This is a genomic window from Streptomyces caelestis (assembly GCF_014205255.1).
Taxonomy (GTDB): Bacteria; Actinomycetota; Actinomycetes; order Streptomycetales; family Streptomycetaceae; genus Streptomyces; species Streptomyces caelestis.
The window spans coordinates 6,456,119-6,470,946 of record NZ_JACHNE010000001.1; the positions used below are offsets into that span (position 1 = coordinate 6,456,119).

The 14,828-nt window shown below is 71.3% G+C and carries 9 protein-coding genes; 8 read left to right on the forward strand and 1 reads right to left on the reverse strand.

Annotated elements, in window-relative coordinates:
* The first annotated feature begins 15 nt into the window (after positions 1-15).
* From HDA41_RS29610 to HDA41_RS29640, 7 genes are all read left to right on the forward strand, one after another.
* The gene (locus tag HDA41_RS29610; RefSeq protein WP_184989224.1) at positions 16-1,965 is read left to right on the forward strand and encodes a DUF4192 family protein; all 1,950 of its coding nucleotides are present in this window, start codon (positions 16-18) and stop codon (positions 1,963-1,965) included.
* Positions 1,966-2,588: 623 nt separating this feature from the next.
* Positions 2,589-4,508: a glycogen debranching N-terminal domain-containing protein gene (locus HDA41_RS29615; protein ID WP_230299663.1), complete on the forward strand. Its 1,920-nt coding sequence runs from the start codon at positions 2,589-2,591 to the stop codon at positions 4,506-4,508.
* 130 nt (positions 4,509-4,638) lie between these two features.
* Entirely contained in the window at positions 4,639-5,397 is a 759-nt protein-coding gene (locus tag HDA41_RS29620; RefSeq protein ID WP_184989227.1) for an NUDIX hydrolase, read from the forward strand.
* A 111-nt stretch (positions 5,398-5,508) separates the two neighbouring features.
* Positions 5,509-7,773 carry an ATP-binding cassette domain-containing protein gene (locus tag HDA41_RS29625; protein ID WP_184989230.1) on the forward strand — a complete coding sequence of 755 codons (2,265 nt, stop codon included), beginning with the start codon at positions 5,509-5,511 and terminating at the stop codon, positions 7,771-7,773.
* Between the two features lie 161 nt (positions 7,774-7,934).
* On the forward strand, positions 7,935-8,822 hold the full coding sequence (locus tag HDA41_RS29630) for a FadR/GntR family transcriptional regulator (RefSeq protein ID WP_184989233.1): 888 nt from the start codon (positions 7,935-7,937) through the stop codon (positions 8,820-8,822).
* A gap of 426 nt (positions 8,823-9,248) precedes the next feature.
* Positions 9,249-10,787: an RNA polymerase sigma factor gene (locus HDA41_RS29635; RefSeq protein ID WP_184989237.1), complete on the forward strand. Its 1,539-nt coding sequence runs from the start codon at positions 9,249-9,251 to the stop codon at positions 10,785-10,787.
* Between the two features lie 135 nt (positions 10,788-10,922).
* Positions 10,923-11,759, forward strand: a complete 837-nt coding sequence (locus HDA41_RS29640) for a S1 family peptidase (RefSeq protein WP_184989240.1) — start codon at positions 10,923-10,925, stop codon at positions 11,757-11,759.
* 166 nt (positions 11,760-11,925) lie between these two features.
* On the opposite strand, the gene HDA41_RS29645 is transcribed toward HDA41_RS29640, so the two are convergent.
* Complete coding sequence (locus tag HDA41_RS29645; RefSeq protein ID WP_184989243.1) at positions 11,926-12,156, reverse strand: DUF7455 domain-containing protein; 231 nt, start codon at positions 12,154-12,156, stop codon at positions 11,926-11,928.
* Positions 12,157-12,598: 442 nt separating this feature from the next.
* Here HDA41_RS29645 and HDA41_RS29650 point away from each other — a divergent pair, with 442 nt between their 5' ends.
* A complete protein-coding gene (locus HDA41_RS29650; protein ID WP_184989246.1) occupies positions 12,599-14,722 on the forward strand; it encodes a DNA gyrase/topoisomerase IV subunit B in 2,124 nt (707 codons plus the stop codon).
* Positions 14,723-14,828 lie beyond the last annotated feature (106 nt).

A 14,828-nucleotide genomic window follows, 5' to 3' on the forward strand; every position in this document is an offset into this window, starting at 1 on the left:
CGAGATCGTCTCGGCATGACCAACCACAGCGAAACGACTGGATCCTCCGAGAACGGCGACATCACCGGGCCCGACGCGCACGGCAGGCACAAGGACGGTGGTCGGGAGAAGCGAGGGAGCGACGGGGCCGGGCCGCACGTCCCGAGCCCCGCGTACGACGGCCACGGCGGCGAGCACCAGGTCACCCTGCGCACCCCCGCCGAACTGGCCGACGCCCTGCCGTATCTGCTCGGATACCGCCCCGAGGACAGCATCGTCCTGGTCGCCCTGCACGACAGGGACGGACGCGGGCGGTTCGGAGGCCGGGCCAGGCTCGGCATCCCCGCCAACGCGGACGACTGGCCCTCAGCGGCCCGGCAACTGGCCCACGGCCTGGTGACGGGCAGCGAGCGCCGAGGAGCCCGCCCCGAGTCGATGGTCGCCTTCCTCTGCCAGGAACCGGCGAAGGGCGAGTCCGGCCGACAGGTCATGGAGCGGCTGAGGCCGCTGGCCCACAAGCTGCGCCTGGAGTGCGGTTCCCTGGACGTGACGGTGGTCGAGGCGCTGTGCATCTCCGATGGCCGTTACTGGTCGTACTGCTGTGACAACGCGGCATGCTGCCCGTCCGAGGGAGTCGCCATGGGCCTGCCCGGCACATCGGTGCTGGCCGCCGCTGCCACTTACGCGGGGATCCAGGTGCGCGGCACGCTCCGGGAGCTGCGGGCCCGGCTGCTCCCCTGGGAGAACGCCGCCGCTCTCGAGCAGGAGACCGCTCTGGACGCCGCCAGCCTGGCGCTGGTCCCGAGGATCCTGGACGACGCCGGCCGCGCCGACGTGGCCGACGAGACACTGGAACTGGCCGGGCGGATCCTGGACCGCTTCGCCGGGGCACAGCCCGTCTCCGGCATGCTCCTGGCGGACCTCCGCGACGACGAACTTCTCCGGCCCGACGAGGCCGCCCGGCTGATCCTCGGTCTCCAGGACCGCGCGACCCGTGACCGCGCGGCCGAGTGGATGGAGGGCGACGAGGCCGGACACGCCCTTCGCCTCTGGCGGTCGCTGGCCCGCCGCTGCGTCGGACCGTACGGCGAGCACGCCGCGGCGCCGCTCACTCTCGCCGGCTGGGTCGCATGGTCCACCGGCGACGAACTGGAGGCCCGGGAAGCACTCGCCATGGCCCTGAGCGCGGATCCCGACTACCTCTTCGCCCGTCTCCTCCACCAGGCCTGCAACGAAGGACTCGACCCGGAGTCGATCCGCAGCTGCCTGCGCGCGGAGCGCGAGGGCCGTGGACGCTCGGGAGCCGCCGGCTCGGCGGCACAGGCCGACGGCTTGAAGGCCCGGGCGGGCGGCTCCCGGGCTGGGGCGGAGGAGTGTGTCGAGCGGGCGGAGAACTCCCTGGTTCCGGCGGACGCCTGTGTTGAGCGGGCGGACAGTCTCAGGGCTCTGGCGGACGACTCCGCCGAGCAGGTGAACAGCTTCACCGGGCAGGTGAACGGCTCCGTCGCGCAGAAAGACGACTCCGTCGCGAAGGACAGCTCCCCCGCTCGGCCGGACGCCGACGAGGTCGGCACGGGCGAGGCAGTCGCGCCCGAGTTCCAGCCGGAGCCCGCCGCCATGGAGGGCGAGCGCATGCGCGCTGGGAACGACGCAGCAGCATCCGCGTCCACGGCGGTGCCCTCACGTCGTCGACGCCGTACCCGTTCCGCCGGTCCCGCGAGCGCGGCCCAGGTGGGTACCCGCACGGGAGACCGTGTCCCGAGCGCCCGGGCTCCCCGTCGGAGTACTCCGACGGGCACCACGCGCCCTGCCGGTGCCGCAGAAACCGGCACACGTAGCGGGCGAGCGACCGCGGGTACTGCACGGTCCGGCAGCGCACGCACGGGCGGCCCACGTGCGCGTACGTCGCGGAAGGCGGCCATGCCGTGCCGGGACACAGGCCGGGAAGGCGTGCAGCCCGGCCAGGGCCCCGAGGGGGAGGAGTGAGTGTCCTCCTGACGGCCTCGACGCGCCCGGGGCGGCGGCGCGGGCGTGACCCGGAGCAGGTTCACGCCGTTCACCTGAGTGGCGGAACGCCTGGACGGGTCGTGACGCCGCATTGCCCCCGCCCCGTCGGAGCCCTCCGGCACCGGCGCCGAACTCGATCGAGGCGCACAGAGCGCAGAGGAAGCCTCTCCATGCATCAGCCGACTCCGCCCTCCTCCGCCGCCGACGACCGCCATGCTCCGGGCGGCCCCCCGCCGCCCCGATGGTCGGGTCCCGGACTGCCCGGGGCCGGGGCTCCGCGGTCGGGGGAGCACGACGTCCCTCCGCGGCCGGCGGCATGTGTCGACGGGTTCGGGCCCAGGTTCCCCGGAGGTGTCTCACCCGCCTCGCCGGCCACCGGCCCGGACTCGTGCCCGCCCTCGGCACCGGACCGGGGCCGTCCGTCCCCCCATGGCCCGGGCCAGAACCGTCACCCTGGTTCCGGTTCGGGGCACGGCTCGCCCTCGCCGCCCTTGGCTCAGAGCCGGGGCCCGTCCTCCGCAGGGCAGTCCGCCGCGCCTCCCCGGGGCGCCACAATCCCCGGACTGCGCTGGTCTGCCGACCTGCCGCCCGCCCACACCATGATGATCTGCGTGGCGCTTCCCGGTCTGGCCATCTCCACGGAGGGAGGGCAGATGACCGGTCAGGGGCTGGAAGGGTTCTACCGCGCAGGCCGGCGCGTGCTCTCCCGGTGCGAGATCCGCGTGGCCGGGCGGGAACCGCTCGCCGTGCAGGCCCGTATGGCCGCGGCCGACCGCGCCAGATTCGTGGGCACGCTCCGCACGTCGCCGCAGGCAGGCCCGGATCCGGACGTGGTCGTGGAACGCGACCGTCTCGCGGACGGCACGGAGCGGATCACCCTGCACAGCGCGGCCCCTCGCCCGCTGCGTCTGCCGGTCGAGGTGTCCCTGGGCACGGACCTGGCCGACCTCGGGGCGATCGCCTCGGGCCGCGCCGGACCGGAACTCCCCGCCAGTGTCCACGACTCCGGCCTGCGCTGGTCCTGCGCCACCGGCAACGCGTCCGTCACGGCCGCACCGCCTCCCTCTGACGCCCTGGCCTCGGCCGGGCTGCTCAGGTGGGAGCTCGACCTGCCGCCGGGCGGCAGCAGAAGCGTCGAGCTGCGGGTGCGGCCGGACGGCGCCGGTCCGCTCCGAGCCGTGGGACGCGCGGCGACCAGCCCCCTCGCCGCCGCGCGTGCGGAAGGCGACGACCCCAGAGCCCCCGCACTCCTGAGGACGAGCATCGAGGACCTCCAGGCTCTCCTGCTGCGCGATTGCGCGAACCCCGCCGACACCCACCTCGCGGCAGGCGCACCCTGGCGCTGCGGTCTGGCCCCCGCCGACGCGCTCGTGGCCGCCCGGATGGCCCTGCCGCTCGGTACGGGCCTGGCAGCGGGGACGCTGCGAATCCTCGCCCGTAGCCAGCTCACCGGCCCGGGCCCGCAGTCCGGGATGATCCCCGGCCCGCGACGGGACGCAGGCCCGCACCTTCCGCCGCAGTGCACCGGTACGGAGGCCACGCTGCTCTTCCCCGCCTTGCTCGCCGAGGCCCGCCGCTGGGGCCTCGGCGAGCAAGAGACGGAGGAGCTGCTGCCCGCCGCCGAGCGCTGTCTGACCTGGCTGCGAACCACCGTGGGCGACGACACGTACCTGCGCGACCCGCACCCCGGCGGTCCCGTCCGCTGCGAGACGCAGGCCCACGCCCACCGTGCCGCGCTCCTCGGCGCCGACCTGCTCGACGCCTGCGGCCGCACGGGCGGACCGGCACTCCGGCAGTGGGCGCAGTCCATACGGACCGCCTTCCGCAGGGAGTTCTGGGTCGACGACCTCGGGGGCGGCCGGCCCGCGGCAGCCCGTGCCCCGGACGGCAGGCCCGTGCCTCATCTGGGCGCGGCCGCCGTCCACCTCCTCGACACCGGCCTGCTGGGCGAGGGCGCCTTGGCACCGGGTCTGCTCGACAAGGTCCAGACCGAGAACCTCGCCCGGCTGCTCGGCAGCCCTGTCATGGACTCGGGCTGGGGCCTGCGCGGGCTGGGCGCGAAGGAACCGGGATTCAATCCGTTCGGCCACCGCGCCGGGGCCGTACGGGTCCAGGAGACCGCGCTCGCCGTCGCGGGCCTGGCCGCCACCGGCTACGAGAAGGAGGCGACCGCGCTGCTGCGCGGCGTACTCGCGGCCGCCGAGACCTTCGCCCACCGGCTGCCCGACATGTACGCGGGGGAACAGCGCACGGAGGGGAGCGCTCCCCTCCCGCACCCGGCTGCTTGCCGCCCCGCGGCCATACCGGCGGCCGCCGGAGTGCTGCTGCTGACCACGCTCGTCGGCATCCGCCCCGACGCCCCGGCCGGGACGGTCACCCTGTGCCCGATGCGCAGCGCGCCCCTGGGCGAGATCGGCTTCACGGGACTGCGGATCGCGGGCGCCCCGTTCTCCGTGCGGGTCAGCCGGCTCGGCCTCGCGATGGTCGAGGAAGCGGCCGACGGACTTCAACTGGGGGCGTGACCTGGTACGACGTTCAACCACCGGACAACCGGGCCGAACAGTGAAGTCCATATCCGACCGGAGTGGATCAGTCGCCGATGCGACCGCGGAAGGGAGTGCTTATCGTCAGGAAGACGACTATGATCGCCGCATGCCCTACGACCCGTCAGCGTTTCCGCCCTTTGCCGTCACCGTGGACCTGGTCGTGCTGACCGTGCGCCGCCATGCGCTGTGTGCGCTGGCGGTACGCAGGGGTGAACCGCCGTTCCAGGGGCGTTGGGCGCTCCCCGGCGGCTTCGTACGGGCCGACGAGGACCTGGCGCAGGCCGCGGCACGCGAGCTGGCCGAGGAGACGGGGCTGCGCGTCCACGACCCGTCTGTCCCCGCCCAGGACAACGGGGCGCACCTGGAACAGCTCGCCACCTACGGCGACCCCAAGCGGGATCCCAGGATGCGGGTCGTCAGTGTCGCCCACCTGGCGCTTGCTCCCGACCTGCCCGCGCCCAGAGCCGGCGGCGACGCCAGCAACGCCCGCTGGGCCCCGGTGGAGGAACTGCTGCAGCAGGGCGGCTACGGGCGGGACGCCGAGCCGGTCGCGCCGCTCGCGTTCGACCACGCGCAGATCCTGTCGGACGGAGTGGAACGCGCTCGCTCCAAGATCGAGTACTCGTCGCTGGCCACGGCCTTCTGCCCGCCCGAGTTCACCGTCGGAGAGTTGCGCCGCGTCTACGAGGCGGTGTGGGGCGTGGCGCTCGACCCGCGCAACTTCCACCGCAAGGTCACGGGCACGCCGGGCTTCCTCGTCCCCACCGGCGGGACGACCACCCGCCAGGGCGGCCGCCCGGCTCAGCTCTTCCGTGCCGGTGGGGCGACTCTGCTCAACCCCCCGATGCTGCGCCCCGAGGTCTGACGCGGGTCCGGAAATGCCATGCTCCCGCGGCCCGGACAAGGGTGATCGTCGTGTCCGAGCCAGGCCTCGCGCTGCCCGAAAAACCGGACATAGCGCGCTATCTTGCTGCGGGTGATCCAGGCCTTCGGACTGACCAGCAATCCCCGCAAAGAGCTTCCGCTCGCAGCCGACGACGTCTCCTTCGAGGCGCGATCGGGCCGCGTCACCGCGCTGCTCGGAGCACCGGGCGCCGGTAAGACGACAGTCCTCAGACTCATGCTGGAACTCCAACAGGGCCGGGGCATCACCTACTTCCGGGGCCGCCCCCTGCACCGCATCGCCCATCCCTCGCGCGAGGTCGGTGTGCTGCTCGGCGACGTGCCGGGGCACCCGGCCCGCACGGTCCGCGGTCATCTGCGCATGCTGTGTGCCGCCGCAGGGGTCCCGGTCCGGCGCGCCGACGAAGTGCTGGAGGCGGTAGGGCTCGTGGGCCTGCGCGACGAACGCCTCAGCGCCCTCTCGCGCGGCATGGACCGCCGCCTGGGTCTGGCCTGCACCCTCCTGGCCGACCCGCACACGCTCGTCCTGGACGACCCCGCCGGCGGTCTGTCCGCCCGCGAGAGTCACTGGCTGCACGGCATGCTGCGCGCACACGCCGCCCAGGGCGGCACGGTCCTGTTCACCACGGCCGACCCCAAGGAAGCCGCGCGCACCGCCGACCGCGTCGTCACGCTGGAACAGGGCAGGCTCGTGGCCGACCAGGAGGCCGCGGAGTTCTCGCGCACCCGCCTGCGTCCCCGGGTCGCCGTACGCAGCCCGCACGCGGCCCGTCTGGCCGCTCTGCTGGCCAAGCAGGCCCGCACCGCGCAGCGCTCCGTCGAAGTCGTACGAGAAGGCGGCAACCGCCTCTCCGTGTACGGCAGTACCTGCGCGGAGATCGGCGAGACAGCGTTCCGCCACGGCATCGTCGTTCACCAACTCGCCGACGAGATCGGAGACATGGGGCCAGGGGCGGGAGCAACGGAGGCAGGTGAGCCGCATGGCGGCCGTGACCCGGGCCTGGGCAAGGCAGGGCAGACGGCGGGCGAGTCGCACAGGGCCGGCCCAGCGCGAACGTCTGCCGACATGCTTGAGTCCGGGAGCGCGGGCCAGGGCGAGCAGCAGGTCGAAGTCGAGTGCGGACAACTCGACCGCGCGGAACTCGTCGGCGCCGAGCCGGAGTGCGCGGATGCCGAGCCCGGGCACGCCACCGACGGGCACGGGGCGATCGTTGGGCCGCAGGCTTCTCACGGTGAGCCGCGACCCACCCTCGACGCGCCGAAGCCGGCCCCGGTCACCGTTGATCCCGTGGCCGCCACCGCCGAGTTGCGGCCCCCGGCTGAGCCGCGACCCACCGATGACGCACCGAAGCCGGTCACCGACGTGCCGTTGCCCTCAGCCGGGCACGCGCAGTCCGTCGCAGATGCGCACGAGCGTCCGGACATGCCCTCGGCCGGCCACCCGTCCGATGCCGAGGCCCGTCCTCAGGAGACGACGACACCCCGCGCGTTCCACCCCGCCGACGCCCGCACGGCGCGCACGCTCGACGCACTCCCCCCTCTGCCGCCTCCCATCTCCGTCCGCCCCGCCCCCAGCCCGCTCCGTCCCCTCCGCTACGAGATCCGCCGTGCCGCCGGGATCGGCACCGGGTTCCGCACCGGGGCCGCCGTGCTCGTCGTGTCCGTCGTGACCGCTGTCGTGCTCGCCCGTATCGGGCACACCCCGCAACCGCGCCTGCTGGCCGCCTGGCCCCAGGAGCTACCCCTGCCGCCCGCGGCGCTCGGCGCGGGGCTGCTCGGCGCGCTGGCCTCCGGCGACGAGTTCCGCCACCCCGCCCTGGCCGCGGACCGCGGCACGGTACCCCGCCGGCTGGGGTTGCTGGCCGCCAAACTGCTCGTCACCACGGCCACCGCGCTGATGCTGGCCGCTCTCACCGTCGGCTGCGACGCCGAGGTGCTCTATCTCGTCTACGGACGGGAGCTCGCCCAGGTTCCCGCCGACTGGCTTTCGCTCAGTGCGAGTTGGATCGGACTGGTGGTCGGCTGCGCCTGGGCGGGCGTGCTGGCAGCAGGCGTCTTCCGTTCCACCACGGCGGGGCTCGCCGCCGTGGCCGCGGTGCCGCTCCTCGTCGTACCCGCGGTGCACAAGGTCCTGGCGGGGCCCTCCGTGCGGACCGCGGCGGGACTTCCCATGCGGCTGCGCGAGGCGCTCCTGCCGCGATGGCCCTTCGGGGGAGAGCGCTATCTGGAAGCCGCGCTGAGCATGATCTCCCAACCTGTCGGCGCCGCACTGACGTTGTCGCTGGCCGCGCTGCTCTGCGCGTATCTGCTCACCGCACTGCGGAGCCGGTTTTGGTGACGACTGTCCGTAACCCTTAGTCCGGCCATGCGCACAACTCCCCGCAGAACGCCCATTTCTTTCCGATAAGGCGTCAATTGCGACGGGGTGAGCGATCACCCTTTCGTGTGCTTTTCACCAAAGACCTCAAGGGAGTTGGAGACGGCGCCGACAAAGGATGCGTGAGTACCCTTGCGCACACCATGATGACCGCCGCCCGCTCCGCTGACTCCGGCCTCACGAGCCCGGGCGAACTCGACCGCTACCCCTACGCCGAGGCGCCCGCCGTCGACCGCGTCGGTGCCCCTGTCTGGGACGGCGGGGACCCCGAGCTGGGCCGGGTGGGCAGGCGCGCCGCGGGCAGCCGCGGACGCGGGCTGCACGGCCAACTCGTCCAGCAGCTGGGTCAGATGATCGTCTCAGGCGACCTGGGCGCCGACCGTCCGCTGGTGCCCGAGGAGATCGGCCAGCGGTTCGAGGTCTCCCGCACCGTCGTCCGCGAGTCGCTCCGCGTCCTGGAGGCCAAGGGCCTGGTGAGCGCCCGCCCGAACGTCGGCACGCGCGTGCGCCCCGTCAGCGACTGGAACCTCCTCGACCCGGACATCATCGAGTGGCGGGCCTTCGGCCCGCAGCGCGACGATCAGCGCCGCGAGCTGAGCGAGCTGCGCTGGACGATCGAGCCGCTCGCCGCCCGCCTCGCCGCCGGGCACGGGCGCGAGGACGTCCAGCAGCGCCTGGCGGACATGATCGAGATCATGGGGCACGCGATGGCCCAGGGTGATGCGCTCACCTTCTCCCGCGCCGACTCCGAGTTCCACTCGCTGCTCATCCAGGTCGCCGGCAACCGCATGCTGGAGCACCTCTCAGGGATCGTGTCCGCTGCCCTCCAGGTCTCCGGCGGCCCGGTCGCGGGCTGTGACCGGCCGACCGAGGCGTCGCTGGCGCACCACGGCCGCATCTGTGACGCCCTCGCCACCGGCGACGGGCCCGCGGCCGAGGCGGCGATGCGGCAACTTCTCACGGTCCACCCCGAGGTGGAACGCGTGGTGCCCGCTCCGCGCGAGCACTGACCGCGTTCCGCGGGCGGCGCGGCGGGTCTGCCACCCCCCTCCTGTGGCAGTGCCCGTTCGGTGAACCGCCTCCCGTCGGACCCCGCGGGATCCTTGCGATCCCGCGGGGTCCGACGGCACGAAGGGGCCACGGATCCGCCGGAGCGGTCAGGTAACAGTCAGATGCGACCTCCTTTGCCCATATCTGAACACTTTTGTTCGCTTACGGGGTGTGACTCGGGCCACGCGAATTGGGCGTAACGCTCGCGGGAAGAACGCGATGACCTAAGAGGTGACAGCCGCGGAGGGAATACGGACGCCGTTCACGGCGCTGTGCATCTTCCCGGCCCCCGCCCGCGCCGTCGGCCCACCCCCAAGCCGGCGGTCGGCTCCAGTCCCGTGTGGACGGGGCCGGAAGCCGTTTTCCAACGTTCCGAGAGGTTGTTCGTGTCGGCCAGCACATCCCGTACGCTCCCGCCGGAGATCGCCGAGTCCGTCTCTGTCATGGCTCTGATTGAGCGGGGAAAGGCTGAGGGGCAGATCGCCGGCGATGACGTGCGTCGGGCCTTCGAAGCTGACCAGATTCCGGCCACTCAGTGGAAGAACGTACTGCGCAGCCTCAACCAGATCCTCGAGGAAGAGGGTGTGACGCTGATGGTCAGTGCCGCAGAGCCCAAGCGCACCCGAAAGAGCGTCGCAGCGAAGAGTCCCGCCAAGCGCACCGCCACCAAGACGGTCGCGGCCAAGGCGGTGACCACCAGGAAGGCCACCGCCACCGCCACGCCTGCGGCACCCGCCGCCGAGCCCGGCGTCGAGGAGGAGGCCCCCGCCAAGAAGGCGGCCGCCAAGAAGACGACCGCCAAGAAGGCGGCCGCGAAGAAGGCGCCTGCCAAGAAGACCGCGGCGAAGAAGACCAGCGCCAAGAAGGACGACGTCGAGCTTCTCGAAGAGGAGGTTCTCGAGGAGGCCGCTCCCGGCAAGGCCGGCGAGGAGCCCGAGGCCACGGAGAACGCCGGCTTCGTGCTGTCCGACGATGACGAGGACGACGCGCCCGCCCAGCAGGTCGCCGCCGCCGGTGCCACCGCCGACCCGGTCAAGGACTACCTCAAGCAGATCGGCAAGGTCCCCCTGCTCAACGCCGAGCAGGAGGTCGAGCTCGCCAAGCGCATCGAGGCCGGTCTGTTCGCCGAGGACAAGCTGGGCAACGCCGACAAGCTCGCCCCGAAGCTCAAGCGCGAGCTGGAGATCATCGCCGAGGACGGCCGCCGCGCCAAGAACCACCTCCTGGAGGCCAACCTCCGCCTGGTGGTCTCCCTGGCCAAGCGCTACACCGGCCGCGGCATGCTCTTCCTGGACCTCATCCAGGAGGGCAACCTCGGTCTGATCCGCGCGGTCGAGAAGTTCGACTACACCAAGGGCTACAAGTTCTCCACGTACGCCACCTGGTGGATCCGTCAGGCGATCACCCGCGCCATGGCCGACCAGGCCCGCACCATCCGCATCCCGGTGCACATGGTCGAGGTCATCAACAAGCTCGCGCGCGTGCAGCGCCAGATGCTCCAGGACCTGGGCCGCGAGCCCACCCCGGAGGAGCTGGCCAAGGAGCTCGACATGACCCCGGAGAAGGTCATCGAGGTCCAGAAGTACGGCCGTGAGCCGATCTCGCTGCACACCCCGCTCGGCGAGGACGGCGACAGCGAGTTCGGTGACCTCATCGAGGACTCCGAGGCGGTCGTCCCGGCCGACGCGGTCAGCTTCACGCTCCTGCAGGAGCAGCTGCACTCCGTCCTGGACACCCTGTCCGAGCGCGAGGCGGGCGTCGTCTCGATGCGCTTCGGTCTCACCGACGGTCAGCCGAAGACCCTCGACGAGATCGGCAAGGTGTACGGCGTCACGCGTGAGCGGATCCGCCAGATCGAGTCCAAGACCATGTCGAAGCTGCGCCACCCGTCCCGTTCGCAGGTGCTGCGCGACTACCTCGACTAGTCGTCACGGTCGTACGCGGAAGGCCCGGTTCCCCACAGGGGGACCGGGCCTTCCGTATGCCTCCCCGCGGGTGCGGGCCGCAACAGGGTGGATCACTCTGGGTTTCTCATCGATACCACGGAGTGAGGAGAATGTATGCGTCGTTGCTTTGCCCGGGCCCTGGCCCGGCCGCTGGCCGTGGCGGCCGTCGTATTCGCCCTGTCAGTGAGCTCCAGTGCCCCTGTGGCCGCCGACAGGGTCGTCGTAGGGGGATTCCCCGTCGACGCGTCGGAGAGCCCGTGGGTGGTGGCCCTGTCCAGTCGTGACCGGTTCGGGGGTGCGCGCGCGGGGCAGTTCTGTGGCGGCGTGGCGGTCGGCCGCAGCACCGTGCTCACCGCGGCCCACTGCATGGACGAGGAGGCCCTGGGCGGGCCACCGGAGCGCGTACGCGACCTCAGGGTCATAGCGGGGCGCACGGACCTGCTCTCGGACCGCGGTGGCCGGGAGGTCGCCGTGCGAGACACCTGGGTGAACCCGGCCTACGACGGTGTCAGCAACGCCGGGGACTTCGCCGTCCTCACCCTGGCCGAGCCTCTCCCCGCCGAGTCGGTCATCGGCATGGCGGCCGGCGGTGACCCCGCGTATGCCGTGGGCCAGGCCGCGACGGTGTACGGATGGGGCGACATCTCGGGCGCCGGGGACTACGCGAACAGTCTGCGGGCCGCACGCGTGCGTGTGCTCCCGGACACTCTCTGCGAGGAGGCGTATCCGGGTGGTGCGTACGGCGTCTACGACGCCAGGAGCATGCTGTGCGCCGGGGAAGCGAAGGGGGGCCGAGATGCCTGCCAGGGCGACAGCGGGGGGCCGCTGGTGGCCCAGGGTCGGTTGATCGGGCTCGTGTCCTGGGGGATCGGCTGTGGTCGGGCCGGCAGCCCCGGTGTGTACGTGCGTGTGTCCGACATCATGCGCGCCCTCGGCTGGGCACGGACGTGAAGGTCATGCGCAGGCTTGGCCGGCACGGTGTGAAAAAACCGGATGGGGGCGTCCGGGGAGACTGAGTGAGCCCTCGGGGGACGAGGACGGGCGACTGCCTCGGTAGTGGAGGCAGCCGCCCGTTCACCGGCCTGTGCCGGGCTGGCTCGTCGTCGGACGCGAAGTGTCAGCGATCTTCCTCGGAGGCAGTCGCGGGAGCGGACGTCAGCCGCTCCGATTCGTCCTGTATCTCAGCGGCGATCTTCTTGAGTTCCGGCTCGAACTTGCGCCCGTGGTGGGCGCAGAAGAGCAGTTCTCCGCCGCTGAGCAGGACGACGCGCAGGTACGCCTGGGCGCCGCAGCGGTCGCAGCGATCAGCGGCCGTCAACTGGCTCGCAGGGGTCAGAACAGTAGTCACGTCGCCTCTTCTCTAGCTCGACGAGCTGTCGTACCAGGGTCAACATCCAACCAGCCCCAAAACGTTCCCGCTCGTGGCTTTTCCTCGAAAGAATCTTTGCGAGGCGGCTGTCTGCTGCCGGTTGGCGGCGAATGTGCCGTATTGCGTGTCTATGTGTCTTACGGGGCTTCGCGTTCTATCGGTGGTCGGTCCTCCCGGCTGGGTTGCCGGTTGTTCATGAGGACGTGCCCGGAGCCTAAATGGTTCATGCCTCGAAGGGAACGTGATGTGTGCTTCACTCCAACGAGGGATCGAACAGGCATACGAGTCTGGACTAGGGTGAGTTTCCGACGAGGGTGGCGTTACAACGGCTCTACCAGGCCTCGGTACCCTCTCACCGGTGACTGAAGCCGCGCCCTTACCCATGAGGGCCCTATCTGAAATTCAGCGAGGAGCGAACCGCGTGACCGCCGAGACGTCCGTGCCGTCCACAGCTCTGCTGGCAGGAGCAGACCGGGACGGATCCAACTACACCGCGCGGCACCTGCTCGTCCTCGAGGGGCTCGAGGCCGTGCGGAAGCGCCCCGGAATGTATATCGGGTCGACCGACAGCCGTGGCCTGATGCACTGCCTCTGGGAGATCATCGACAACTCCGTCGACGAAGCTCTCGGCGGCTACTGCGACCACATCGAGGTCATCCTCCATGACGACGGCTCGGTCGAGGTCCGGGACAACGGCCGGGGCATCCCGGTCGACGTCGAGCCCAAGACCGGCCTCTCCGGTGTCGAGGTCGTCATGACCAAGCTGCACGCCGGCGGCAAGTTCGGAGGCGGCTCGTACGCCGCCTCCGGCGGTCTGCACGGCGTCGGTGCCTCCGTGGTGAACGCCCTGTCCGCCCGTCTGGACATCGAGGTGGACCGCGGTGGACACACCCACGCGATCAGCTTCCGGCGCGGTGTCCCCGGCGCCTTCGCCGGGAACAGCCCGGACGCCAAGTTCGAGGCCAAGAGCGGCCTGCGCAAGGCCAAGAAGATCCCGAAGACCCGCTCCGGCACGCGCGTGCGGTACTGGGCCGACCGCCAGATCTTCCTCAAGGACGCCAAGCTCTCCCTGGAGAACCTGCACCAGCGCGCCCGCCAGACCGCGTTCCTGGTGCCCGGCCTGACCATCGTCGTGCGCGACGAGTACGGGCTCGGCGAGGGCGGCAGCAAGGGTGAGGAGTCCTTCCGCTTCGACGGCGGAATCAGCGAGTTCTGCGAGTACCTGGCGAACGACAAGCCGATCTGCGACGTCCTCCGCTTGTCCGGACAGGGCACCTTCAAGGAGACGGTCCCCGTCCTGGACGACCACGGCCAGATGACGCCCACCGAGGTCACCCGCGAACTCGGCGTCGACGTGGCGCTACGGTGGGGGACCGGCTACGACACGACGCTCAAGTCGTTCGTCAACATCATCGCCACCCCCAAGGGCGGTACGCACGTCGCCGGCTTCGAGCAGGCCGTCGCCAAGACGATGAACGAGGTGCTGCGCACCAAGAAGCTCCTGCGTGTCGCTGAGGACGACATCGTCAAGGACGACGCCCTGGAGGGCCTGACCGCGGTCGTCACCGTGCGTCTCGCCGAGCCGCAGTTCGAAGGCCAGACCAAGGAGGTCCTCGGCACTTCGGCGGCCCGCCGCATCGTGAACAACGTGGTCACCAAGGAACTCAAGGCGTTCCTGACGTCCACGAAGCGGGACGCCGCCCAGCAGGCCCGGGTCGTGCTGGAGAAGGCCGTCGCCGCGGCCCGGACGCGCATCGCCGCCCGGCAGCACAAGGACGCACAGCGTCGTAAGACGGCTCTGGAGTCCTCCTCGCTGCCGGCCAAGCTCGCCGACTGCCGCAGCGATGACGTCGACCGCAGCGAGCTGTTCATCGTCGAGGGCGACTCCGCGCTCGGTACGGCGAAGCTCGCCCGGAACTCCGAGTTCCAGGCGCTGCTGCCGATCCGGGGCAAGATCCTCAACGTCCAGAAGTCGTCCGTGACGGACATGCTCAAGAACGCCGAGTGCGGCGCGATCATCCAGGTCATAGGAGCCGGATCGGGTCGGACCTTCGACATCGACACGGCCCGCTACGGCAAGATCATCATGATGACCGACGCCGACGTCGACGGCTCGCACATCCGCACGCTGCTCCTGACCCTGTTCCACCGCTACATGCGGCCCATGGTCGAGGCCGGCCGGGTCTTCGCGGCGGTGCCGCCACTGCACCGCATCGAGATCGTCCAGCCGAAGAAGGGCCAGGACAAGTACGTCTACACGTACTCGGACCGGGAACTGCGCGACAAGCTCATGGAGTTCCAGAGCAAGGGCATCCGCTACAAGGACTCGATCCAGCGCTACAAGGGCCTCGGCGAGATGGACGCCGACCAGCTGGCCGAGACGACCATGGACCCGCGCCACCGCACACTGCGCCGGATCAACCTCTCCGACCTCGAGGCCGCGGAGCAGGTCTTCGATCTGCTGATGGGCAACGACGTCGCGCCGCGCAAGGAGTTCATCTCCAACTCGGCTGCGACGCTGGATCGGTCGCGGATCGATGCGTAGCCGCTGCGCTGGGCGCCGGCTGGGCAAGGCTGGAGTGTTGGTGGTCTGATCGAGGTCGGGACCGGTGTTGGTTGGTCCTGGTGCTGGCCAGTGGGTTGAGTCACCT

What these genes read in the sequence shown, in the direction of transcription:
- HDA41_RS29610 (WP_184989224.1), top strand. Translation starts at nt 16, where the DNA reads ATGACCAACCACAGCGAAACGACTGGATCCTCCGAGAACGGCGACATC.
- HDA41_RS29615 (WP_230299663.1), top strand. Translation starts at nt 2,589, where the DNA reads ATGATCTGCGTGGCGCTTCCCGGTCTGGCCATCTCCACGGAGGGAGGG.
- HDA41_RS29620 (WP_184989227.1), top strand. Translation starts at nt 4,639, where the DNA reads ATGCCCTACGACCCGTCAGCGTTTCCGCCCTTTGCCGTCACCGTGGAC.
- HDA41_RS29640 (WP_184989240.1), top strand. Translation starts at nt 10,923, where the DNA reads ATGCGTCGTTGCTTTGCCCGGGCCCTGGCCCGGCCGCTGGCCGTGGCG.